The 23,385-nt window shown below is 63.5% G+C and carries 18 protein-coding genes; 7 read left to right on the top strand and 11 right to left on the bottom strand.

The window, feature by feature from the left end:
• Window positions 1–232: 232 nt before the first annotated feature.
• Window positions 233–2,425: a bifunctional 23S rRNA (guanine(2069)-N(7))-methyltransferase RlmK/23S rRNA (guanine(2445)-N(2))-methyltransferase RlmL gene (gene rlmKL, locus APH30_RS16305; protein ID WP_054913137.1), complete on the bottom strand. Its 2,193-nt coding sequence runs from the start codon at window positions 2,423–2,425 to the stop codon at window positions 233–235.
• Window positions 2,426–2,983: 558 nt separating this feature from the next.
• Here rlmKL and rmf point away from each other — a divergent pair.
• Window positions 2,984–3,199 carry a ribosome modulation factor gene (rmf, locus tag APH30_RS28045; protein ID WP_003248687.1) on the top strand — a complete coding sequence of 72 codons (216 nt, stop codon included), beginning with the start codon at window positions 2,984–2,986 and terminating at the stop codon, window positions 3,197–3,199.
• A 106-nt stretch (window positions 3,200–3,305) separates the two neighbouring features.
• On the opposite strand, the gene APH30_RS16300 is transcribed toward rmf, so the two are convergent.
• The gene (locus tag APH30_RS16300) at window positions 3,306–4,328 is read right to left on the bottom strand and encodes a quinone-dependent dihydroorotate dehydrogenase (RefSeq protein WP_054913136.1); all 1,023 of its coding nucleotides are present in this window, start codon (window positions 4,326–4,328) and stop codon (window positions 3,306–3,308) included.
• A gap of 157 nt (window positions 4,329–4,485) precedes the next feature.
• On the opposite strand from APH30_RS16300, the gene APH30_RS16295 reads away from it, so the two are divergent.
• From APH30_RS16295 to cobA, 5 genes are all read left to right on the top strand, one after another.
• Entirely contained in the window at window positions 4,486–5,700 is a 1,215-nt protein-coding gene (locus APH30_RS16295) for a CmpA/NrtA family ABC transporter substrate-binding protein (protein WP_054913135.1), read from the top strand.
• A gap of 11 nt (window positions 5,701–5,711) precedes the next feature.
• Window positions 5,712–6,287: an ANTAR domain-containing response regulator gene (locus APH30_RS16290; RefSeq protein WP_054913134.1), complete on the top strand. Its 576-nt coding sequence runs from the start codon at window positions 5,712–5,714 to the stop codon at window positions 6,285–6,287.
• A gap of 190 nt (window positions 6,288–6,477) precedes the next feature.
• Window positions 6,478–7,689 carry a NarK/NasA family nitrate transporter gene (locus APH30_RS16285; RefSeq protein WP_029887899.1) on the top strand — a complete coding sequence of 404 codons (1,212 nt, stop codon included), beginning with the start codon at window positions 6,478–6,480 and terminating at the stop codon, window positions 7,687–7,689.
• Window positions 7,690–7,698: 9 nt separating this feature from the next.
• Window positions 7,699–9,369 carry a bifunctional protein-serine/threonine kinase/phosphatase gene (locus APH30_RS16280; RefSeq protein ID WP_054913133.1) on the top strand — a complete coding sequence of 557 codons (1,671 nt, stop codon included), beginning with the start codon at window positions 7,699–7,701 and terminating at the stop codon, window positions 9,367–9,369.
• Between the two features lie 27 nt (window positions 9,370–9,396).
• Window positions 9,397–10,137 carry a uroporphyrinogen-III C-methyltransferase gene (cobA, locus tag APH30_RS16275; RefSeq protein WP_054913132.1) on the top strand — a complete coding sequence of 247 codons (741 nt, stop codon included), beginning with the start codon at window positions 9,397–9,399 and terminating at the stop codon, window positions 10,135–10,137.
• An 81-nt stretch (window positions 10,138–10,218) separates the two neighbouring features.
• Here the strand turns inward: cobA and APH30_RS16270 are convergent, their stop codons facing one another.
• The 8 genes from APH30_RS16270 to ppsA form a co-directional block, all read right to left on the bottom strand.
• Window positions 10,219–11,256: an OmpA family protein gene (locus tag APH30_RS16270; RefSeq protein WP_009684019.1), complete on the bottom strand. Its 1,038-nt coding sequence runs from the start codon at window positions 11,254–11,256 to the stop codon at window positions 10,219–10,221.
• Window positions 11,257–11,367: 111 nt separating this feature from the next.
• Window positions 11,368–11,934: an RNA polymerase sigma factor SigX gene (sigX, locus tag APH30_RS16265; protein WP_003248665.1), complete on the bottom strand. Its 567-nt coding sequence runs from the start codon at window positions 11,932–11,934 to the stop codon at window positions 11,368–11,370.
• Between the two features lie 113 nt (window positions 11,935–12,047).
• Window positions 12,048–12,872, bottom strand: coding sequence for a mechanosensitive ion channel domain-containing protein (locus tag APH30_RS16260; RefSeq protein ID WP_029888071.1), 825 nt, complete (start codon window positions 12,870–12,872; stop codon window positions 12,048–12,050).
• A gap of 2 nt (window positions 12,873–12,874) precedes the next feature.
• Window positions 12,875–13,147: a hypothetical protein gene (locus APH30_RS16255; protein WP_009684021.1), complete on the bottom strand. Its 273-nt coding sequence runs from the start codon at window positions 13,145–13,147 to the stop codon at window positions 12,875–12,877.
• A gap of 112 nt (window positions 13,148–13,259) precedes the next feature.
• A complete protein-coding gene (locus APH30_RS16250) occupies window positions 13,260–14,255 on the bottom strand; it encodes a zinc transporter ZntB (RefSeq protein WP_054913131.1) in 996 nt (331 codons plus the stop codon).
• A 27-nt stretch (window positions 14,256–14,282) separates the two neighbouring features.
• On the bottom strand, window positions 14,283–14,774 hold the full coding sequence (gene rraA / locus APH30_RS16245) for a ribonuclease E activity regulator RraA (protein ID WP_009684023.1): 492 nt from the start codon (window positions 14,772–14,774) through the stop codon (window positions 14,283–14,285).
• 217 nt (window positions 14,775–14,991) lie between these two features.
• A complete protein-coding gene (locus tag APH30_RS16240; protein WP_256222049.1) occupies window positions 14,992–15,984 on the bottom strand; it encodes an alpha/beta fold hydrolase in 993 nt (330 codons plus the stop codon).
• 102 nt (window positions 15,985–16,086) lie between these two features.
• Entirely contained in the window at window positions 16,087–18,462 is a 2,376-nt protein-coding gene (ppsA, locus tag APH30_RS16235) for a phosphoenolpyruvate synthase (protein ID WP_054913129.1), read from the bottom strand.
• 191 nt (window positions 18,463–18,653) lie between these two features.
• Between ppsA and APH30_RS16230 the strand changes: the two genes are divergently transcribed.
• On the top strand, window positions 18,654–19,472 hold the full coding sequence (locus APH30_RS16230) for a pyruvate, water dikinase regulatory protein (protein ID WP_012271263.1): 819 nt from the start codon (window positions 18,654–18,656) through the stop codon (window positions 19,470–19,472).
• Window positions 19,473–19,621: 149 nt separating this feature from the next.
• On the opposite strand, the gene APH30_RS16225 is transcribed toward APH30_RS16230, so the two are convergent.
• A partial coding sequence (locus tag APH30_RS16225; protein ID WP_054913128.1) for an NAD-glutamate dehydrogenase occupies window positions 19,622–23,385 on the bottom strand: 3,764 nt, incomplete at its 5' end.

Genomic DNA, 23,385 nt, shown 5'->3' with positions numbered 1-23,385 from the left:
GTACAACGACTGCGTGGCCAGGGCCAGGGCGGCCGTCAGCAGGCCGCCGGCCAGCAGCGCAATCAAGGCCATCACCCAGGCGGACATCGCCTCTGCGCGCAGGCCAGGCACCCGCGCAAGCACGCCACACTTTGACATACACCCGTCTCGTCACGTCAGCGTCCTGCGGATTATCCAGCCATGAACCAAGTTATAGCTATTGGCCACTACCCGCGCAATGTACCCCGTCGGCTCAGCGCAGCTGCAAGCGCCAGGCGCGGTGGATGCGGTTGTTGCGGGCGAAATCCGGGTCCAGGGTCTGGGCCGTTATTTCCTCCACGGCGTAGCGCGCCATCAGGTGTTCGTCCAGCTGGAACTTACGGAAGTTGTTGGAGAAATACAGCACGCCACCGGGCGCCAGGCGGGCCATGGCCAAGTCCAGCAACTGCACATGGTCACGCTGCACGTCGAACACACCTTCCATCCGCTTGGAGTTGGAGAAGGTTGGCGGGTCGATGAAGATCAGGTCGTAGCTGTCACGGTTGCCTTCAAGCCAGGCCATGACATCGCTCTGCTCCAGGCGATTGCGCTCGGAATAACCATTGAGCGCCAGGTTGCGCCGCGCCCAGTCCAGGTAGGTTTTCGACAGGTCGACGCTGGTGGTGCTGCGCGCCCCACCCTTGGCCGCGTGCACGGTGGCCGTGGCGGTGTAGCAGAACAGGTTGAGGAAGCGCTTGCCGGCTGCTTCGCGCTGAATACGCATGCGCATCGGGCGATGGTCGAGGAACAGGCCGGTGTCGAGGTAATCGGTGAGGTTGACCAACAACTTCACGCCGCCTTCGTTGACTTCCTGGAAACGGCCCTCGGTAGCCTGACGCTCGTACTGGCGGGTACCGCTTTGCCGCTCGCGGCGCTTGAGCACCACGCGCTGCGGGGCAATGCCCAATGCCTGCGGAATGGCCGCCAGGGCATCGAGCAGGCGCGCCTGGGCCTTGTCCGGGTCCACCGAGCGTGGTGCGGCATATTCCTGCACGTGTACCCAGTCGTGGTACAGATCGACTGCCAGGGCATACTCAGGCATGTCGGCATCGTACAGGCGATAGCAGTCGACCTGCTCGCGTCGGGCCCATTTGCCCAGTTGCCTGAGGTTTTTCTGCAGGCGGTTGGCAAACATCTGTGCCCCTTCCGACAGGCGTGCCGGCTCGCTGGTGACGGGCACCTGCTGGCCGACCTCACGGGTGTCGGCCGGTGCGTCGCGGCGCTCACCGGTGACGAACTGGTCAGGCTGCACCTTGAACAACAGCAGCTTGCACGGCAACGCGCCGTTCCAGAACGCGTACTGCTTGTGGCTGCGAATGCCCATGCGCTTGCCCAGTTGCGGCGCCCCGGTGAATACCGCAGCCTCCCAACCCATGCACGCCTGGCGCAGACGCTCACCCAGGTTCTGGTAGAGGTACAGCAGGCTGGCTTCGTCGCCCAGGCGCTCACCGTAGGGCGGGTTGCTGATGACCAGGCCTTTCTGGTTCTGGTCCGGGCGCGGCTCGAAGGTGCTGACCTCGCCCTGGTAGATTTTCACCCAGTCACCCAGGCCTGCGCGCTCCACGTTGTTACGGCCCGGCTGAATCAGCCGCGGGTCGGCCTCGTAGCCACGGATCCACAGCGGGGGTTTGGCCAGGCCAGCCTGGGCCCGTGCCTGCGCTTCTTCATGCACCTTGCGCCAGAGCGCCGGCACATGGCCGAGCCAGGCGCTGAAACCCCAGCGTTCACGCTTGAGGTTGGGCGCGATGTCGGCAGCAATCATGGCGGCCTCTACCAGAAACGTACCTACACCGCACATCGGGTCGGCCAGCGCGCCACCTTGCGCGGCAATACGCGGCCAGCCGGAGCGGATCAGCACAGCGGCCGCCAGGTTTTCCTTGAGCGGCGCGGCGCCCTGCTGCAGACGATAGCCACGCTGGTGCAGGCTGTGCCCGGACAGGTCGAGGGACAGGATCGCCTCGCCGCGCTCCAGGCGCAGGTGCACGCGAACGTCAGGATCGATCTTTTCCACCGACGGGCGCAGGCCTTCGCGGTTGCGCAGCTTGTCGACGATAGCATCCTTGACCTTCAACGCACCGAAATGGGTGTTGTCGATGCCCGAGCCATGGCCGCTGAACTCGACCGCCAGGGTGCCATCGGCCGCCAGGTGGTCCGCCCAGTCGACGGCGTGCACGCCGTCATACAGGTCGTCGGCGTTCTTCATGGAAAAACGCTTGAGCACCAGCAGCACACGGTTGGCCAGACGCGACCAGATGCACAGGCGGTAGGCGGTTTCCATGTCGGCGGCGCCGCGGATGGCCGAGGTGTGCTCACGCACTTCGTCCAGGCCAAGGCCTTTGGCCTCTTCGGCAAGCAGGCCTTCAAGGCCTTTGGGGCAGGTGAGGTAGAGTTCGAAACGGTCCGACATGAATATTCCAGAGCCTTGGGCTATTGACTGACGAGGCGACGCATCGCCCCGCGATGTTTGCCCGCACGCCTTTCCAGCAGGCGTGCAGGTGGCCGGTTGGGCACAACGTGTGCCGCAGCGGGCCGGGCCACCTGACAGATCTGCGCTTTGCCGGGTGGCAAAGACAGCTTAGATCATCAGGCAGTACGAAAAATTCTGGCGACGTAGAGCCCTGTGTGACCCTTCGTCGCATTTCAAATTATTTCTCTGTTCCTTGAGTGACGCTGGCAAAATGACGTCAATGATCGGCAAACCCCGATCGTAGCGGGCTCAACGCTAAACAAGGTTGAGTCGCATTTCTTTACTTATCCCCACACCCTCACAAACGTTACGTCCTTATGACAAATCGATCATTCACACCGTGACTCGCATTCGATAGAACTGGTCTCAGGCCGCTTCGCAACGAGGCGGCACATTCAGCTCGCGACGCCGGCAGCGAGCGCAAACCGGCAGAAAGACTCTGCCCGGCCTCGGAGAGGCCGACGGGACATTACAGTCAACAAGTGAGGGCAACACCCTATGAGAAGACTTAAGCGTGATCCGTTGGAAAGAGCATATTCACGTGGCTACCAATACGGGGTCACCGGCAAATCCCGCGAACTTTGCCCGTTCAATCTTCCTTCTGTTCGCCAAGCCTGGATCAACGGCTGGCGTGAAGGTCGCGGCGATAACTGGGACGGAATGACTGGCACCGCTGGCATCCATAGACTCAACGAAAATCACGCCGTAGGCTGATCGAGGACACTGAATTCGATTTACATGCACGCCCCAATCGGGCGGCGGGCGTAGGCCCAGGGGCCCCTTCAAGGGGCCCTTTTTAATGGGCTGGCAAAGCGCCAAACTAGCGCGGCATCGCCGCGATCGCATCCACCGCTTCGCGAATCAGTGCCGGCCCCTTGTAAATGAAGCCCGAATAGATCTGCACCAGGCTCGCCCCGGCAGCGATCTTCTCGGCAGCGTGGCGCCCTTCGGTGATGCCACCGGCGGCAATGATCGGCAACTTGCCACCCAGCTCACCCGCCAGCACCTTGACGATATGGGTGCTCTTCTGCAGCACCGGCGCGCCTGACAGGCCACCTGCCTCGCCCCCATACGGCAGCGCTTCGACACCCTCACGGCCCAGCGTGGTGTTGGTGGCAATCACCGCAGCCATGCCCGACTCCATCAATGCAGCCGCCACCAGGGCGGTTTCTTCGTCGCTCATGTCCGGGGCGATCTTGATCGCCAGCGGCACTCGCTTGCCATGTGCAGCAGCCAGCTGCTCACGGCGCTCGGCCAGGGCATCGAGCAGTTGCTTGAGCGAATCGCCGAACTGCAGGCTGCGCAGGCCCGGGGTGTTCGGCGAACTGACGTTGACCGTGATATAGCTGGCAGCGGTGTACACCTTGTCCAGGCAGATCAGGTAGTCGTCGACCGCGCGCTCGACCGGGGTGTCGAAGTTCTTGCCGATGTTGATGCCCAGCACACCGCTGTAACGCGACGCACGAACACGGCCAAGCAGGTGATCGACACCCAGGTTGTTGAAGCCCATGCGGTTGATGATGGCGGTGGCTTGCGGCAGGCGGAACAGCCGAGGCTTGGGGTTGCCCGGCTGCGGGCGCGGCGTGACGGTGCCGATTTCGACGAAGCCGAAGCCCAACTGGGCAAAGCCGTCGATGGCCGCGCCATTCTTGTCCAGGCCGGCGGCCAGGCCGACCGGGTTGGCGAAGTTCAAGCCCATGACCGAAACCGGCAACGCCGCCGGTTGCTTGCACAGCATGCCGTTTAGGCCAAGACGGCCACCGGCACCGATCAGGTCCAGGGACAGGTCGTGGGAAGTTTCCGGGGAAAGCTTGAACAGCAGCTGGCGGGCCAGGGTATACATGGGCGGGCAAGGCTCAGGGTGAGTGAGGGGGCGATTATAGCCAGCGCGGCGCCGGCATGACAGCACATCGTGGGCCATGGGGCGAGGTGGTCGCGTAAATGGCACATCGGTTGCACCCCAACTGCCCACAGCCTTATCAGTATGGGCGAGGAACCTTGTGAACACTGCACCCCGAGCAACGCCCCTGGCCTGGGTCAACGGCAGCGACGCGCCGGAGAAACCCAGCCTCAACATCGGTTTCATGGCCCTCACCGACTGCGCCTCGGTCGTGGTCGCCGCCACCCAGGGCTTCGCCCAGCAGCACGGCCTGACCCTCAACCTCAAGCGCCAGGGCTCGTGGGCCGGCCTGCGGGACAAACTGGTCAGTGGCGAACTGGACGCCGCGCACTGCCTGTATGGGCTGGTCTACGCCGTGCACCTGGGTATCGGTGGCGTGCCGGGCAGCGACATGGCCGTGCTCATGGGGCTGAACCAGAACGCCCAGGCCATCAACCTGTCCCCAACCCTGCAACGCAAAGGCGTGACCAACCCTGAAGCACTGGCGCGGCTGGTGCACCAACATGGCCCACGGCTGACCTTTGCCCAGACCTTCCCCACGGGCACCCACGCCATGTGGCTGTATTACTGGCTGGCCAGCCAGGGCATCCACCCATTGCGTGACGTCGACAGCGTAGTCGTACCGCCTGCGCAGATGGCCGCACACATCCAGGCCGGGCGCATCGACGGCTTCTGCGTCGGCGAGCCGTGGGCCGCCGACGCGGTAGCCAAAGGCCAGGGCTTTACCCTGGCCACCAGCCAGTCGATCTGGCCCGACCACCCGGAAAAGGTCCTGGCCTGTGCCCGGGCCTTCGCCGAACAATACCCCAACAGCGCGCGCGCATTGATCAAGGCGATCCTCGCTGCCAGCCGGTTCATCGAGCAAAACCCGGACAACCGCCGCAGCGCCGCGCAACTGCTCAGTGGCAGCGCCTACCTGGACACCGCGCTGGCCAGCATCGAGCCACGCCTGCTAGGCCACTATCACGACGGCCTGGGCAACCACTGGCAAGACCCGCACGCCCTGCGCCTGTTCGACCAGGGCCGAGCCAACTTCCCTTACCTGTCCGACGGAATGTGGTTCATGACCCAGTTTCGCCGCTGGGGCCTGCTGCGCGAAGACCCGGATTACCTCCAGGTCGCGGGCCAGGTCCAGCACCTGGCGCTGTACACCGAGGCCGCCCAGAGCCTGGGCGTGGCATGCCCGACGCACCCCATGCGCAGCAGCCTGCTGATAGACGGTAGCCGCTGGGACGGCAGCGACCCCTACGGCTATGCCCGTAGCTTCAGCCTGCATGCGTTGGGCGAGCTGCCCGACGCCCAGGTTGGCAGGTAAGGGGGACGACCATGCTGCGCATCCTGCTGATCGACGACACCCAGAGCAAACTAGGCCGCCTCAAGGCCGCGTTGACCGAGGCCGGCTTCGAGGTCACCGAAGCCCCAGGCCTGACCATCGACCTGCCCGCCTGCGTCGAAACGGTGCGCCCGGACGTGGTGCTGATCGATACCGATTCACCGGACCGCGATGTGATGGAGCATGTGGTGCTGGTCAGCCGTGACCAACCCCGACCGATCGTGCTGTTCACTGACGAACACGACCCCGGGGTGATGCGCCAGGCGATCCAGGCAGGGGTCAGTGCCTATATCGTGGAAGGTATCCATGCGGCGCGGTTGCAGCCGATTCTGGACGTGGCCATGGCTCGCTTCGAAAGCGACCAGGCCCTGCGCGCCCAGTTGCTGGCGCGCGACCAGCAACTGGCCGAACGCAAGCGTATCGAGCAAGCCAAGGGCCTGCTGATGAAAATGAAAGACTGCAACGAAGAACAGGCCTACACCCTGATGCGCCGCCAGGCCATGAGCCGCCAACAGAAGCTGATCCAGGTGGCCGAGCAGATCATCGCCATGCACGAGATGCTCGGCTGAGGGGGCCGGTGCACTACCTGGCCACCCTGCCCAGGCACAGTTGGCCCATCTCTTGCTGAACAAAACGCACCGGTAACCAACGGCGGTTGCCCCACTTAAATTCCGACAAAGACGTCGCTCGCCCCTCCACAGCCGTGGAGCGGGTGGCGGCGTCTTTTTCGTTCCGTTGCATGACCGAGTGAGGTGTTCGATGAGTACCAGCTTCTGGAAATCCGGGCATGTGCCCACGCTGTTCGCCGCGTTCCTGTATTTCGACCTCAGCTTCATGGTCTGGTACCTGCTGGGCCCGCTGGCGGTGCAGATTGCCGCCGACCTGCAATTGAGCGCACAACAGCGGGGCTTGATGGTGGCGGTGCCGATCCTGGCCGGGGCCATCCTGCGCTTTGCCATGGGCGTGCTGGTGGACCGCCTGTCGCCCAAGACCGCCGGGCTGATCGGCCAGGTAGTGGTCATCGTCGCGCTGGCCGCTGCCTGGCGCCTGGGCGTGCACAGCTATGAACAGGCACTGCTGCTGGGCGTGTTCCTCGGTTTTGCCGGCGCCTCGTTCGCCGTGTCGCTGCCACTGGCTTCGCAGTGGTACCCGCCACAGCATCAAGGCAAGGCCATGGGCATCGCCGGGGCTGGCAACTCGGGCACGGTGTTCGCGGCCCTGCTCGCCCCGGCACTGGCAGCCGGCTTTGGCTGGAACAATGTCTTCGGCTTTGCACTGCTGCCACTGTCGCTGGCGCTGGTGGTCTTCGCCTTGCTGGCACGTAACGCCCCACAACGGCCCAAGCCCAAAGCCATGGCCGACTACCTCAAGGCACTGGGCGACCGCGACAGCTGGTGGTTCATGTTCTTCTACAGCGTCACGTTCGGTGGTTTCATCGGCCTGGCCAGCGCCCTGCCCGGCTACTTCAGCGATCAGTACGGCCTGAGCCCGGTCACCGCCGGCTACTACACGGCGGCCTGCGTGTTCGCCGGCAGCCTGATGCGCCCGCTCGGTGGCGCCCTGGCCGACCGCTTTGGCGGCATCCGCACGCTGCTGGGCATGTACAGCGTAGCGGCCGTCTGCATTGCTGCCGTCGGCTTCAACCTGCCCTCCGCGGCCGCCGCCCTGGCCCTGTTCGTCAGCGCCATGCTCGGCCTGGGTGCCGGCAATGGCGCAGTGTTCCAACTGGTGCCGCAACGCTTCCGCCAGGAAATCGGCGTGATGACCGGGCTGATCGGCATGGCCGGTGGTATGGGTGGCTTCCTGCTGGCGGCGGGGCTGGGCACCATCAAGCAGCACACTGGCGACTACCAACTGGGGTTGTGGCTGTTCGCAAGCCTGGGCCTGCTGGCCTGGTTCGGCCTGCACGGCGTGAAACAACGCTGGCGCACCACCTGGGGCTCGGCGGCCGTGACCGCTGCACGGGTCTGAGGCACACCCATGAGCCTGCAACTGAGCTTTGCCCAGGCCAGCGCCACCGGGCCGCGCGCGGAAAACCAGGATGCCTTGCGCCTGGTTACCCCGGCGCCCGAACTGGCCGCCAGCAAAGGCTACCTGTTCGCCCTGGCCGACGGGGTCAGCCAATGTGCCGACGGCGGCCTTGCCGCGCGGGCCAGCCTGCAGGCGCTGGCCCTGGACTACTACGCCACGCCGGCCACCTGGGGCGTGGCCCAGGCCCTCGACCGTCTGCTGCTGGCACAGAACCGCTGGCTGCGCGCCCAAGGGAATGGCCAGCCGTTGCTGACCACCCTCAGCGCACTGGTGCTGCGCGGGCGGCGCTTCACCCTGGCCCACGTAGGCGACTGCCGGGTGTATCGCTGGCACGCCGGCCAGCTGCAGTGCCTGAGCGAAGACCATGTCTGGGACCAGCCCGGCATGCAGCATGTACTCAAACGCGCGCTGGGCCTGGACCAGCATCTGCTGGTGGATTACCTGGAAGGCGAATTGCAGCCGGGTGAATGTTATCTGCTGGTCAGCGACGGTGTGTGGGCCAGCCTGGGCGACCAGCACATCCAGGCGGTGCTGCGCGAGCAACCCGACCTGCAGCTGGCCGTGGACACGTTGGTTGCCAGCGCCCACCTCAACGGTAGCCAGGATAACGCCAGCGCCATGCTGGTGCAGGTCGAACAACCGGGCACGGCGAACCTTGGCGACACCTTGGCCCAACTGCAGCACTGGCCCGTGCCCGAGCCGTTACGGGCAGGCCAGTCGATCGATGGCTGGCAGGTCGAACAACTGCGCGCACACAGCCGTCAATCATTGTTGTACCGGGTGCGCGATGGCCAAGGCCAGGCGTGGCTGCTCAAGACCTTGCCGCCCGAGCGGCGGCAGGAGCCTGGTGCGGCGCAGGGCCTGCTGCTCGAAGAATGGTTCATGCGCAGGGTCGCCGGCCGGCACTTTCCCGAGCTGCACGCCTGCAGCCAGCGCCAGCAGTTGTACTACGTGATGCGCGAATACCCGGGCCAGAGCCTGGCCGCACTGCTGGCCGAAAATGGCCCACTGCCGTTGGCCCAGTGGCTGGAGCTCGCCCGGCAGTTGCTACAGGCGGTAGGGGTGCTGCACCGGCGCAACCTGCTGCACCGCGACATCAAGCCCGACAACCTGCACCTGGGCTGCGATGGCCAGTTGCGCCTGCTGGACTTCGGCCTGGCGTACTGCCCCGGGCTCTGCGAAGACCCGCAACATGCCTTGCCCGGCACCCCGTCCTACATCGCCCCTGAAGCCTTCGACGGCCAGCCGCCCAGCCCCCGCCAGGACCTGTATGCCGCAGGCGTGACGCTGTATCACCTGCTGACCGGGCACTACCCGTATGGGGAAGTGGAAGCCTTTCAGCGGCCGCGCTTCGGCCAACCGGTCAACCCGGCGCGCTACCGGCCCGACCTGCCGGAGTGGCTGCAGCACAACCTGCAGCAGGCCGTGGCCGCCGACCCGGCGCAGCGCTTCGAAACCGCCGAACACTGGTTGCTGCTGCTCGAACGGGGCGACCGCCAGGAACTGCCCGGCCGCCCGCGGCCATTGCTGGAGCGCGAGCCACTGAAAGTCTGGCGCACCCTGGCCGTGCTGTCGTTACTGATCAACCTGATATTGCTGCTCACCCTGCTCAAGGGCTGAATGCACCTTGCCAATGAGGAAACACGAATGAATGCAAAAGTGTGGCTGGTTGGCGCCGGCCCGGGTGACCCGGAACTGCTCACCCTCAAGGCTGTACGCGCCTTGCAGGAAGCGGCAGTGGTGATGATCGACGACCTGGTCAACCCGGCAGTGCTGGCGCATTGCCCGCAGGCGCGGGTTATTGCAGTGGGCAAGCGTGGCGGCTGCCGCTCGACGCCGCAGGCGTTCATCCAGCGCCTGATGTTGCGCCACGCCCGCCAAGGGCGCTGTGTGGTGCGGCTCAAGGGCGGCGACCCTTGCATTTTCGGCCGCGGCGGCGAGGAGGCCCTGTGGCTGCAGGGACATGGTATCGAGGTGGAAATTGTCAACGGCATCACCGCAGGCCTGGCAGGCGCTACGCAGTGCGGTATTTCCCTGACCTCGCGGGGCGTTAGCCGCGGGGTAACGCTGGTGACCGCGCATACGCAGGATGACAGCGCACTGAACTGGGCAGCATTGGCCCAGGCTGGCACCACGTTGGTGGTGTACATGGGCGTGGCCCGGCTGGAGCAGGTCCGCCAGGGGTTGCTGGACGGGGGGATGGCACCCGGCATGCCGGTGGCCATGATCGAGAATGCCTCGCTGCCCGAGCAACGCGAGTGCAGGAGCGATGTGCAGGGGATGGTCGAGGATGCGCGTGGGTTCGCCTTGCGTAGCCCGGCGATCCTGGTGATTGGCGAGGTGGTTGGGGCGCAGGTGGCTCAGCAGTGGGTGGCCGCTACCGGCTGACAGCCACGGCCCGCCGGCCGGTAAAACCCAGCCAAAGAAAAACCCGGCCGAGGCCGGGTTTTTCGTGAAGCATCAAACCAATTACTTGGCCTGGGCTTCTACCTGAGCTTCAACGCGACGGTTGATAGCACGGCCTTCTTCGGTGGCGTTGTCAGCAACCGGACGGGTTTCGCCGTAGCCAACCGAGTCAACACGGCTGGATTCTACGCCGTACTGCTGGGTCAGGACTTGCTTGACAGCGTTGGCACGACGCTCGGACAGCTTCTGGTTGTAAGCGTCTGGACCCACGGAGTCAGTGTGACCTTCAACCACGGTGGTGGTTTGTGGGTACTGCTTCATGAAGTCAGCCAGGTTCTTGATGTCGCCGTAGCTGTTTGGCTTGACGACCGACTTGTCGAAGTCGAACTTCACGTCCAGCTCAACACGAACGACTTCGGCAACAGCCGGGCAGCCGTCGGCGTCAACGGTAACGTTGGCCGGGGTGTCTGGGCACTTGTCGACGTTGTCGCACACGCCGTCGTTGTCGGAGTCGGAGCAAACTTCAGCAACAGGTGCTGGAGCAGGGGCTGCGGTTTGCTTCGGGCTACCGCCGAAGTTCAGACCAACACCAACGCTTGGGGCCCACTCGGTGTCGCCCTGGTCGATGTTGTACTGGGCTTCAACGCCAGCACGGGCGTAGAACATGTCGGTGATGTACCACTTGGCACCGGCGCCAACGTTGGCGAAGGTGGAGTGGTCACGACCGCCACGGCCGGTCTGGCCCAGCGACTGGTGCGAGAAACCAGCGGAAACGTACGGACGGATAGCGTCGTACGGGTTGTTGAAGTGGTAAACGGCGTCCAGGGCGGTGTTCGAGCCCTTGATGTTCTTGCCGTCATCGCCACGAGCGTTGTGCACTTCGTCGTAGCCCAGACGCAGTTCAACGTCGTCGGTCAGGAAGTAACCGATCGAGCCGCCGAACAGGTTGCCGTCGTTCTTGAAGTCGCGCTGGCTGTCGAAGAATTCTTTCTTGTAGAAGATTTCAGTCTCGACGGCGCCTTGACCTTGTGCCATAGCGCCAATCGAGGTGGCGGCTACGAGCGAACCAATGGCCAAGCCCAAGGTGTTTTTCAATTTCATCCGTTAAATCCCCATCTGGTGATAGTTAAGCAGTCCCACCATAAACAAGGGGGACAACTCGACGGCAAGTCTAGCAGAACTCGCCGATTCGTTAGAGATATTTGCAGACGACTAAGTTTCATCGAGGCCCGCAAATTTCTCACGAAGCTTGTCTAGCGCACGCTTGTATCGCATCTTCGTCGCGCTCAGGCCCATGTGCATGATGTCGGCGATCTCCTGGAACTCCAGCTCTGCGACAAAACGCAGCACCAGGATCTCGCGGTCGATCGGGTTCACATGCACCAGCCACTTGTCCAGCCCGCCTTTTTCTTCCGGCTTCGGTGCCTTGTCCTCGGACGCCTCTTCAACAGGGTCCAGGCTCAGGGCATCCATCAACCGGCGTTTGCGGCGCTCCTTGCGGTACTGGGTAATGCACTCGTTGTAGGTGATGCTGTAGAGCCAGGTCTTGAACTTGGATTTACCCTCGAAGTTCTTCAGGCCGTACAGCACCTTCAGCATCACTTCCTGACAGACATCGTCCGCGTCACGGTCGTTCCCTAAATAACGTGCACAAACGTTGAACAGGGTCCGCTGGTAGCGCCGCATGAGCTCCTCATAGGCGCGGGTGACGTGGTACAGCTCCTCATGCGAACGCGCCACCAACTCTTCATCGGTGAGCTCGCGAGGGTCATAACGCATGGGCGGCGTAGGAACTTTATTCAAAACGGATCTGGCCGACAGTCAGGTCAATGTCGCCGCGCGACCCCGTGGGTCGAATTTCGCGGCGGCATACATTAACAGCTTTCACGCGGTTAGCGGCTATTGACTCGCTGTTCCAGCAGCTCGCGGTTGGACAACGACACCAGCTCCCCCTCATCGGTCAGCAGGGTGGTTTTCACCGTGCCGATTTCCTCGATGAGCCCTTCGACCTCTCCAATCCGCACCTGCTGGCCTACCTGGTACAACTCGCGAACATAAATGCCGGCCAGAATCTGCCCGGCAATTTCGCGGCTGCCCAGGCCCATGGCTAGGGCAACCGCCAGACCAACGGTAATCAGGCCGATGACGATCACATGGTTGAGCAGGTCGGTTTTCACTTCCAGCTGGCTGATGGCCACCGAAATGCTGATGATGATGACCAGCCCTTGCGCGATACGCCCCAGGCCTGCCGAATACTCCAGGCCAATGCCTTCTGCAGCACCGCGCACCAGGCCATTGGCCACCTGTGCCAGCAGCACGCCGGCCAGCAATACCAGGGCCCCGCCGAACACCTTCGGCAAGTACAGGGCAAGCATGTCGAGGGTCGCTGAAACCCGCTCCAGGCCCAGCGATTCAGCGGCGGAAACCAGGAAGATGAGCAGTACGAACCAGTAGACGATCTTGCCGATCAGGGTGGAAATGGGCACCTGTATGCCGACCCGGCCCAGCATTTTGGTCAGGCCGGTACCGGCCATAAGGCGGTCCAGGCCGAATTTGGCCAGCAGTTTGGACAGCAGTGTATCGAGCAGCTTGGCTACCACGAAACCGAGCAGCACCACGACCAGTGCGCCGAACAGGTTAGGGATGAAGTTCGCCACTTTGGTCCAAAGGGCGGTCATCGCGGTGACCAGGCTCTGGGTCCAGAGATCGAGTTCCATATTCAATCGGCCTTATCTGCTTTGCTGCCAGTGGCAGCGTTGCGGGAAGTGTGTCGACGCACCGGCGCGACATGCGCCGAGCCATTGTTCACGGCGATCAGCAGCGCCTGGCTCCAGCGGCCAAGCAAGCTGAACAGATCACCCGCACCGACCTGGCGGTTGGCGGTTTTCAGCACGCGGCCCAAGCAGGCAGCGTCATCCCGGTCGTCCCGGTCGTTGCCGGAGGGTGACGCCTTGAGCAGGTCGCGCAGGGATTCTTCAAACGGATCGTGCATGTGCACCTCGCGCAGTGTCAGCTAGAGACGAGATGGCCCGGCGATGGGTCACACATCCGATTGGCACGAATGTTTCGAATGGTGTGATGTTCGCCTGCAGCCCACCCACGCGTCATACCCACCGCAACCGGCGGAACAACCACCACTGCCCCACCGCCAGCCCCAGCACCACAATGCAGGCGAACAGGAAGCCGTAGGGGTTTTGCGCCCCCGGAATGCCACCGACATTGATGCCCAGCAGCCCGGTGATGAAGCTCATCGGCAGAAAGATGCAGGTGATGATGCCAAAGCGGTACATGGTGCGGTTCATCCGCTCGCTACGGCGCCGGTCTTCGCTCTCCAGCACCAGCGCGGCGCGCTCGCGGGTCAGCTCCAGCTCCTCCAGGTAGCGGATCAGGCTGTTGTTCAGCTCGTTCCAGTAATCGGCATCGGCATAGGCGAACCAGCCCCACTTGCTGCGTGACAACTGGGCATAGATTTCCCGTTGCGGGGCCAGGAACCGGCGCAACCCGGCGGCCCGCCGACGGATCTGCTGCAGGCTGCCCTGTTCGGGGGTATACCGCTCGTCGGATTCGACCTTTTCTTCTTCCAGGTCGACCAGTTCGGCGAGGTCACTGACCAGGCCCTGCACCTTTTCGGTCAGCAGTTCCCCCATCAGCAACAGCAGTTCGGATGCGGATGTGGGCCCCCTGCCCTGTTCCAGTAGCTGGAGCACCTCGTCGCTGGCGCGCAGGGGCCGCAAGCGCAGCGAGATGACCCGCTGCGCTTCGGCGAAAATGCGCACCGAGACCATGTCTTCCGGCTCGGCGCCCGGGTTCAGGTTGACCCCACGCAAGAACAGCAGCAGCTGTTCATCGGCCATGGGCAGCAAGCGCGGGCGGGTGTTTTCCTCCAGCAGCAATTCGCAGGCGAACTCGCTGAGGCCGCTTTCATTCAGCAACCAGGTACGGGTTTGCGGGTGGCTGCGGTCCCAGTGCAGCCACAGGCTCTGCTGGGGCTGCAATTGCAGGTCGGCCAGTTCGGTACGGGCAATCGGGCGCGCGCCGCCTTTGCCATCGAGCACCAGGGCGTGCACCAGCCCCCACTGCGCGTTGTCTTCCTCGAACATCAAAGCTCCATCAGCGCGTGCGGCGCATCACTCCGGCATTTTCAGCGGGCTTGGCGACACCAGCACGCCATTGTTGTCGGCGTACACATACTCGCCCGGGCGGAACGTCACGCCGGCGAAAGTCACTGCCACGTTGAGGTCGCCGATGCCGCGCTTGTCGGTCTTCATTGGGTGGCTGGCCAGCGCCTGCACGCCGACGTCGGTCTGGATCAACACATCGACGTCGCGTACGCAGCCGTAGATCAACAAGCCTTCCCAGCCGTTCCTGGCAGCCTTTTCGGCAAGCATGTCCCCCAGCAATGCGCGACGCAGCGACCCACCGCCATCGACTACCAGCACCTTGCCTTTGCCGTCGAGTTCGACCTGCTCCTTGACCAGCGAGTTGTCCTCGAAGCACTTGATGGTGACGATCTGGCCGCCAAACGAATCACGGCCACCGAAGTTGCTGAACATCGGTTCCAGCACCTGAACCAGGTCCGGGTAGGCGTCACACAGGTCGGGCGTTACGTAATGCTGCATGGGAAGCTCCTGTCAGTCACAACGAAAGCGGGTATCGGCCAAGGCTACACCGTAGAGCCCATTGCAGTCATCCGGGACCAAGCAGTCAGTTGTGTATTGCCTGTGCTGGCCTCTTCGCGGGCACGCCCGCTCCCACAGGGTGACACAGGGCTGAATGCGGTGAGGTCCCTGTAGGAGCGGGCGCGCCCGCGAAGAGGCCAGCACAGGCGACGCAAACTCAGCTGACCGGCACAGGCTCTGCAACCACTGTGGACGCATGCACCGGCAACAGCGGGTTACGCAGCCAGCGCTCTACCAGCGGCCACACCTGCACCTGCGCAGCCTTGCTCACCAGCATGTCGACATGCCCGAAGGCTTCAAAACCTTCTTCACGCCCCAGCCGCAGGAACTGCTTGTGCTCGCCCCCCACCTGCTCGAACAGCTTGCGGCAGGCCCACACCGGGTCCTGGAGGTCGCCGGCGCCGGCCACTGCCAACAGCGGCACATCAACCTCGGCCAGCCCTGCCCACCAATCCTGCTTCTTGTCGCCAAAACGCCCGAACAAGCCATGCCAGCGCAGGCTTTCCAGGGCCAGCCCCAGGGGTTCGTCCTCTGGCCCACGCTTGAAGCGCGGCCCGGAAATCTGCCCCCAGCGCTTGAGCAGCCACTTCGCGCCCCAGGCCACTGGCGGGACTTTCAACGGCCAGTACACACGGCTGACCTGTGTGCCGAACAGGGCCACGCTCGCGACCTGGTCGGCGGTCAGAAAACCGCCACCCAAGGCTGCCACCAAGGTTGTTCCACCCAGTGAGTGGCCTACCCAGTGCGGCGCCTGGCCGGCTTTTTCGCGCACGAAGGCGTTGATGGTTGGCAGGTCGTCACGGGCATAGCCGGCTACGCTGTTGTGTCGCCAGGCTGCATTGCGTGGCGACAGGCCGTGACCACGCATTTCCGGGATCCATACGTCGAAACCGGCACGTGCCAGATAGGCCCCCAGGCCGATGCCCTTGGGCGAATACCAGAAACGCCGGTTGGAAAAACTGCCATGCAGCAGAATCACCGGCACGCCCTGGGCGTGCTCCTGGTCTGCCAGCCCCAGGCGGGTAACGGCCAATTCCACACTGGGATCAGGGCTGTTGCCGGCCTTGATCCGGTACACGTCTTCACTGAGGTCGCCGCGGCGCTCGGCACTGAGCAAGGCCACGGGAAATAAACGGCTACTGCTTTGCATAAGGTTGCTTGGTGCACAAAAAAGGGCGGGATCCATTGCTGGAACTCGCCCTGGAAAAAACCAGGCGGGGGCACGCCAGACGCCCCCCCGCGTTTTATTGCGTCAGGCTGCGCCCTGGCCTTCGGCGAGGAAGAACCAGGTTTCGAGTACCGAGTCGGGGTTCAGCGACACGCTTTCGATGCCCTGCTCCATCAGCCACTTGGCCAGGTCCGGGTGGTCCGAAGGGCCCTGGCCGCAGATGCCGATGTACTTGCCAGCCTTGTTGCACGCGGCAATGGCGTTGGCCAGCAGCTTCTTCACGGCCGGGTTACGCTCGTCGAACAGGTGGGCAATGATGCCCGAGTCACGGTCCAGGCCCAGGGTAAGCTGGGTCAGGTCGTTGGAGCCGATCGAGAAGCCGTCGAAGTACTCCAGGAATTCCTCGGCGAGAATGGCGTTGGACGGCAGCTCGCACATCATGATCACGCGCAGGCCGTTGTCGCCACGGGCCAGGCCGTTTTCGGCCAGCAGGTCGACGACCTGGCTGGCCTCGCCCAGGGTACGCACGAAGGGCACCATGATTTCAACGTTGGTCAGGCCCATCTCGTTGCGCACGCGCTTGAGCGCGCGGCACTCGAGTTCGAAGCAGTCACGGAACGACTCGCTGATGTAGCGCGAGGCACCGCGGAAGCCCAGCATCGGGTTCTCTTCTTCCGGCTCGTACAGCTTGCCGCCGATCAGGTTGGCGTACTCGTTGGACTTGAAGTCCGACAGGCGCACGATGACCTTTTTCGGGTAGAAGGCCGCGGCCAGGGTGCTGATGCCCTCGACCAGTTTCTCGACGTAGAAGCCGACCGGGTCGTTGTAGCCGGCAATGCGCTTGTCGACACTGTCTTTGAGGTCGGCAGGCAGGCCTGCGTAGTTCAGCAGTGCCTTGGGGTGCACGCCGATCATGCGGTTGATGATGAATTCCAGGCGCGCCAGGCCCACGCCTGCGTTGGGCAACTGGGCAAAATCGAAGGCCCGGTCCGGGTTGCCGACGTTCATCATGATCTTGAACGGCAGCTCGGGCATGGCATCGACCGAGTTCTGCTTGACGTCAAAGCCCAGTTCACCCTCGAAGATGAAGCCGGTGTCGCCTTCGGCGCAGGAAACCGTGACGCCCTGGCCGTCTTTGAGCACCTGGGTGGCGTTGCCGCAACCGACCACGGCCGGAATACCCAGCTCACGGGCAATGATCGCCGCGTGGCAGGTACGGCCGCCGCGGTTGGTGACAATGGCGCTGGCGCGCTTCATCACCGGTTCCCAGTCCGGGTCGGTCATGTCGGAAACCAGCACGTCGCCTGGCTGCACCTTGTCCATTTCCGATACATCGTGGATCACGCGGACCTTGCCGGCGCCGATGCGCTGGCCGATGGCACGGCCTTCGACCAGTACCGTGCCCTTTTCTTTCAGCAGGTAGCGCTCCATGACATTGGCGCTGGAGCGGCTTTTCACGGTTTCAGGGCGGGCCTGGACAATGTACAGCTTGCCGTCGTCACCGTCCTTGGCCCATTCGATGTCCATCGGGCGCTGGTAGTGCTGCTCGATGATCATTGCCTGCTTGGCCAGTTCGCTGACCTCGGCGTCGCTCAGGCAGAAGCGCGCACGTTCGGCGCGGTCGACTTCCACGGTTTTCACCGAACGGCCGGCCTTGGCTTCGTCGCCATAGACCATCTTGATCGCCTTGCTGCCCAGGTTGCGGCGCAGGATAGCCGGGCGGCCAGCCAGCAGGGTGTTCTTGTGCACGTAGAATTCGTCAGGGTTGACCGCACCCTGTACCACGGTTTCACCCAGGCCATAGGCGCCGGTGATGAACACCACGTCGCGGAAGCCCGATTCGGTATCGAGGGTGAACATGACACCGGCGGTGCCGGTTTCGGAACGAACCATGCGCTGCACACCGGCAGACAGGGCGACCAGTTTGTGATCGAAGCCCTGGTGCACGCGGTAGGCAATGGCACGGTCGTTGAACAGCGAAGCGAACACTTCCTTGGCCGCGCGGATCACGTTGTCCACGCCGCGGATGTTGAGGAACGTTTCCTGCTGGCCGGCGAACGAGGCGTCCGGCAAGTCTTCAGCAGTGGCAGAGGAGCGCACGGCAACGGCCATGTTGTCGTTGCCAGCGGCCATTTCGGCAAACGCCGTACGGATTTCCGAATCCAGACGCGCCGGGAAGTCGGCTTCCATGACCCACTGGCGGATCTGCGCGCCGGTCTTGGTCAGGGCGTTGATGTCATCCACGTCGAGGGCGTCGAGCGCCGCATGGATTCGGTCGTTGAGGCCACTCTGCTCGAGAAAATCGCGGTACGCCTGCGCCGTAGTGGCAAAGCCGCCCGGCACCGATACACCAGCACCGGCAAGGTTGCTGATCATCTCGCCCAGGGATGCGTTCTTGCCCCCCACATGCTCCACATCATGGACGCCGAGCTTATCGAGGGAAACTACGTACTCTACCAAGGTGATCTCTCCACTAACTGTGTTGGAAAAGCTCAAAGGGCGCCCGCCTGTCCGCTATGACTTGGCCGGGCGTTTGTGGCCTGTACCTGGAAAATAGGCTTTGCAAATGTGGCAGAATGTCGACAGCCGCATTCGGCAAACCGAACTTATCATATCCAAGAATCTTCATCAGCTTAAGGCCCAGGTCGCAAATGAAACGAACCGCGTTCTTCATCTCCGATGGCACCGGTATCACAGCCGAAACCCTGGGCCAGAGTCTGCTCGCGCAATTCGAGAGCATCCCGTTCAACAAATTCACCCGGCCGTACATCGATTCGCCCGACAAGGCGCGGACCATGGTCCAGCAGATCAATGCCGCGGCCGAGCGTGACGGGGTGCGCCCGATCATCTTCGACACCATCGTCAACCAGGACATACGTGAGATCCTGGCCACGTCGAATGGCTTCATGATCGACATCTTTTCGTCGTTTTTATCCCCTCTTGAGCAGGAATTGACCGCCCATTCGTCGTATTCCGTGGGTAAGTCCCATTCGATCGGCGGCAATTCCAACTACATGGAACGCATCGAGGCGGTGAACTTCGCCCTGGACAACGACGACGGCGCGCGCACGCACTACTACGACAAGGCCGACCTGATCCTGGTGGGTGTGTCGCGCTGCGGCAAGACCCCAACCTGCCTGTACATGGCCATGCAGTTTGGCATCAGGGCCGCCAACTACCCCCTGACCGAAGACGACATGGAACGCCTGCAGTTGCCGGCAGTGCTGAAAAAGCACCACAACAAGCTGTTCGGCCTGACCATCGACCCTGACCGCCTCACGGCCATCCGCCACGAGCGCAAGCCCAACAGTCGTTACTCAAGCTTTGCCCAGTGCGAGTTCGAGGTGCGCGAGGTGGAGAGTTTGTTCCGCCGGGAGAACATTCCCAACATCAATTCCACGCATTTTTCGGTGGAAGAGATTTCGGCGAAGATCCTGGTGGAGAAAGGCGTGGAGCGGCGGTTCAAGTAGGAAAGCTTCAAGCTTCAAGCTTCAAGAAAAAGCGGGGGCTGTGTACACGATCTAAACGGTGCTAAAGCCAGAAGCTGCAAGCAAAACCAGTGAGGTCCGCTTGCAGCTTGTAGCTTGTAGCTTGTAGCTTGTAGCTTGCAGCTTGCAGCTTAAGAAGGCACCACCGCGGCCTGCCCGCTCATGGCCAGGTCGACCAGCTCGCGGTTGGCCACCGCATACATCGCATAGTCGTTGCCGCTGGCATTGCGAAGGTCATCGAGCATCGCGCGCCAGCGCTCTACCATCACCCGGTGCTGCTCGGCCCACAGCGCCACACGGGCGTCCATGTCTTGCGGCCCGTCGGCCATTTGCAGGACCGAAATGGTGATCGCCCGCTGCTGCAAGTCGATGTCGTCACGGAAGGCCTCGCGGGCCAGCGCCTGCCAGTTGTTTTCCACCGGCAGGTTGCTGATTTCCTGCAGGTACCAGGTCAGGTCCAGCGCGCTGCCCACGGCGAAGAACGCCTTGGCCACCTGCGCCGGCTCATGCCCGGTAACGTCAGCCGCTTCGATGATCGGCAGCAACGTGTACAGGTGGCTGGTACCGGCCACCATGCGCGCCAGCAGTTCCGGCACGCCAGCCTCGACGAAGCCCTGGTAGCGCACCATCCAGCGTTCGCGGGTCGGGCCTTCGAGCAACTCATCCAGCTTGAGCCCGAGCTGCGCGATTTTCGGCCCGAAGTGCGCGGTGTCGCGCCCGGCGTCCTGCTCGTTGCGGCGGCTGCGCAGGAACCAGCGGGTCGCGCGGCGGCCCAGGCGCATCAGCTCATCCATCAAGCTCAGCTGGACCTCCGCCGGCACCTGGTAGTCGAGGGCCTCGATCTGGCGGAACCAGTGCGGCAGGTGGAAGATGTCGCGCACGATCACGTAGGCCCCGGCCACGTTGGCTGGGCTCATGCCAGTCGACTCCTTCAGGCGCTGGACGAAGGTGATGCCCATATTGTTGACCAGGTCGTTGGCGATCTGGGTGCTGACGATTTCACGCTTCAGGCGGTGGCGGCGCATGGATTCGGCGAACTTGCTGACCAGCGACGGCGGGAAGGCGGTTTCCATGTCGCGGGTCAGGTAGTCGTCGTCGGGCACCTGCGACTTCAGCAACTGCTCCTTGAGGTCGATCTTGCTGTACGAGATCAGCACCGACAGCTCGGCACGGGTCAGGCCATGGCCGGCGGCCAGGCGTTCGGCCAGTTGCTCCTCGGACGGCAGGAACTCGATGGCACGGTCCAGTTTGCCCCGCGCCTCCAGGTCAGCCATCAGGCGCTTGTACTCGGCAATGCGTTCGCGGGCGCGGCGGGCGGCCAGCGACAGCGCCTGGGTCTGCTTGTAGTTGTTGCCCAGCACCAGGCTGGCGACTTCATCGGTCATGCTGCCGAGCAGCTGGTTACGCTGCTTCTCGGTCATGTCGCCACCCTGCACCACTTCATTGAGCAGGATCTTGATATTGACCTCGTGGTCAGAGCAGTCCACGCCGCCGGCGTTGTCGATGAAGTCGGTGTTGGTCGCCCCGCCGTGCAGGCCGAACTCGACCCGGCCAAGCTGGGTCATGCCCAGGTTGCCACCCTCGCCCACCACCTTGCAGCGCAGCTCGTTGCCGTTGACCCGCAGCGCGTCGTTGGCCTTGTCGCCGACGTCGGCGTGGCTTTCGCTGCTGGCCTTGACGTAGGTGCCGATCCCGCCATTCCACAGCAGATCAACCGGGGCCTTGAGCAACGCGTTCAGCAACTCGGTCGGGGTCAGGCGGTCGGCTTCGATGGCGAAGCGTTCCTTCATCTGCGGGCTGATGGCAATGCTCTTGGCGCTGCGCGGGAAGATGCCACCGCCTTCGGACATGATGCTGGTGTCGTAGTCGGTCCAGGCCGAGCGCGGCAGGTCGAACAGGCGCTTGCGTTCGGCGAAGCTGGAAGCCGGCTCGGGGTTGGGGTCGATGAAGATGTGCAGGTGGTTGAACGCGGCCACCAATTGCAGTTTGTCGGACATCAGCAGGCCGTTGCCGAATACGTCGCCGGCCATGTCCCCCACACCGATGACGGTGATCGGGTCTTCCTGCACGTTGATGCCGCGCTCACGGAAGTGCCGCTGCACGCCGACCCAGGCGCCGCGCGCGGTAATGCCCATTTTCTTGTGGTCGTAGCCGGCCGAACCGCCCGAGGCGAAGGCGTCGCCCAGCCAGAAGCCGTAGTCGATGGCAATGCCGTTGGCGATGTCGGAGAAGGTCGCGGTGCCCTTGTCGGCCGCCACCACCAGGTACGGGTCGTCATCGTCGTGGCGCACCACGTTGGCCGGCGGCACCACGCCGCCATCCTTGAGGTTGTCGGTGATGTCGAGCAAGCCGGAAATGAAGATGCGGTAGCACGCCACGCCTTCGGCCGCGATCTCGTCACGGCTGCCGCCCAGCGGCAGGCGCCGCGGCAGGAAGCCGCCCTTGGCACCCACCGGCACGATCACCGAGTTCTTCACCTGCTGGGCCTTGACCAGGCCGAGCACTTCGGTGCGGAAGTCTTCTTCGCGGTCGGACCAGCGCAAGCCACCACGGGCCACGTTGCCAAAGCGCAGGTGCACGCCCTCGACCCGCGGCGAATAGACGAATATCTCGAACTTGGGCACCGGCTTGGGCAGCTCGGGAATCAGCCGCGGGTTGAACTTGAAGCTGAAATACGACTTGTTCTGGCCGTTGGCGTCCGGTTGGTAGAAGTTGGTGCGCAGGGTGGCCTTGATCAGGTCCAGGTAGCGGCGCAGGATGCGGTCTTCGTTGAGTACCTGCACCTCGTCCAGCGCGGTCAGAATGGCCTGTTCCAGGCGCTGCTGCTTGTCGTCCAGGTCGTCCTGGGTCAGCTTGCGCGCCAGGTAGAAGCGGGTCTTGAACAGCCGGGTCAACTCACGGGCGATGTCGGTGTGGTTGTTCAGGGTGCTGGCGATGTAGCCAAGGTCGAAGCCCAGGCGGATCTGCTTGAGGTAACGGGCGTAGGCACGCAGCAGTGCCACGTCGCGCCAAGGCAGGCCGGCGGTCAGCACCAGGCGGTTGAAGGCATCGTTCTCGGCATCGCCGCGCACGATATGGATGAACGCGTCCTGCAGGGTGTCATTGAGCTGCTGGATATCCAGGCTAAGGCCTTCGCTGTAGGTGAAGGCGAAGTCGTGGATCCAGTACTCACGGCCACTGGCATGGCGCAGCCGGTACGGGAACTCGCCGAGTACGCGCAGGCCGAGGTTTTCCAGAATCGGCAACACATCGGACAGCGCCAGCGGCGTGTCCACGTGGTACAGCTTGCAGTGCAGGATGCGCTCGCCGACCTGGGTCAACGGCTGGTAGAAGCTCATCGCCAGGGGCTTGCTTTCCGACAGGTTGAGCACGTGCTGCAGGTCGACCACCGCCGAGTGGGCGGCGAAACGCTCGCGGTAGCCCGCCGGGAAGCCGGTGGGGAAGTCGGCCAGGATGTTGGTGCCCTGGGCTTCGCCGAAGTTCTCCACGACCAGCGCAGAATAGTCGTCGCGCCACGAGCGGCAGGCCTGCACCACTTCGCGCTCCAGCTGCTGCGGGTCGATGTCGATGCGGTTTTTCGGGTCGACCCGCAGAATCAACTGCACGCGGGCCAGCACCGACTCGGAGAAGAACGTCCAGAACTCGCAGTCGCTGGCCTTCAGGCGCTCCATCAATACCTGCTGGATCTTCTGCCGCACTTCGGTGGAGTAGATTTCCCGCGGCACGTAGGCCAGGCAGTAGCAGAAGCGGCCGTACGGGTCCTTGCGCAGGAACACGCGGATCTTGTTGCGCTCCTGGATCTGCACGATCGCCATGACCGTGGTGAACAGCTCGTCGATCGGCGTCTGGAACAGGTCGTCGCGCGGCAGCACCTCCAGCACCTGGGCCAGCTCCT

Origin of the sequence: Pseudomonas sp. NBRC 111127 (genome assembly GCF_001320345.1) — a bacterium.
Classification (GTDB): domain Bacteria; phylum Pseudomonadota; class Gammaproteobacteria; order Pseudomonadales; family Pseudomonadaceae; genus Aquipseudomonas; species Aquipseudomonas juntendi.
Note: the sequence above shows the minus strand (reverse complement) of the source record. Positions and strands in the feature narration are given on the sequence as shown.

Bases quoted from the DNA above. Each gene is read 5' to 3' on its own strand.
- APH30_RS16285 (WP_029887899.1), top strand. From the start codon at position 6,478: ATGAGTACCAGCTTCTGGAAATCCGGGCATGTGCCCACGCTGTTCGCC.
- rmf (WP_003248687.1), top strand. From the start codon at position 2,984: ATGAGAAGACTTAAGCGTGATCCGTTGGAAAGAGCATATTCACGTGGC.
- rraA (WP_009684023.1), bottom strand. From the start codon at position 14,774: ATGCAGCATTACGTAACGCCCGACCTGTGTGACGCCTACCCGGACCTG.
- APH30_RS16255 (WP_009684021.1), bottom strand. From the start codon at position 13,147: ATGCACGATCCGTTTGAAGAATCCCTGCGCGACCTGCTCAAGGCGTCA.
- APH30_RS16230 (WP_012271263.1), top strand. From the start codon at position 18,654: ATGAAACGAACCGCGTTCTTCATCTCCGATGGCACCGGTATCACAGCC.
- APH30_RS16240 (WP_256222049.1), bottom strand. From the start codon at position 15,984: ATGCAAAGCAGTAGCCGTTTATTTCCCGTGGCCTTGCTCAGTGCCGAG.
- sigX (WP_003248665.1), bottom strand. From the start codon at position 11,934: ATGCGTTATGACCCTCGCGAGCTCACCGATGAAGAGTTGGTGGCGCGT.
- APH30_RS16270 (WP_009684019.1), bottom strand. From the start codon at position 11,256: ATGAAATTGAAAAACACCTTGGGCTTGGCCATTGGTTCGCTCGTAGCC.
- APH30_RS16300 (WP_054913136.1), bottom strand. From the start codon at position 4,328: ATGTATACCCTGGCCCGCCAGCTGCTGTTCAAGCTTTCCCCGGAAACT.
- APH30_RS16250 (WP_054913131.1), bottom strand. From the start codon at position 14,255: ATGTTCGAGGAAGACAACGCGCAGTGGGGGCTGGTGCACGCCCTGGTG.
- cobA (WP_054913132.1), top strand. From the start codon at position 9,397: ATGAATGCAAAAGTGTGGCTGGTTGGCGCCGGCCCGGGTGACCCGGAA.
- APH30_RS16280 (WP_054913133.1), top strand. From the start codon at position 7,699: ATGAGCCTGCAACTGAGCTTTGCCCAGGCCAGCGCCACCGGGCCGCGC.
- APH30_RS16290 (WP_054913134.1), top strand. From the start codon at position 5,712: ATGCTGCGCATCCTGCTGATCGACGACACCCAGAGCAAACTAGGCCGC.
- APH30_RS16260 (WP_029888071.1), bottom strand. From the start codon at position 12,872: ATGGAACTCGATCTCTGGACCCAGAGCCTGGTCACCGCGATGACCGCC.
- rlmKL (WP_054913137.1), bottom strand. From the start codon at position 2,425: ATGTCGGACCGTTTCGAACTCTACCTCACCTGCCCCAAAGGCCTTGAA.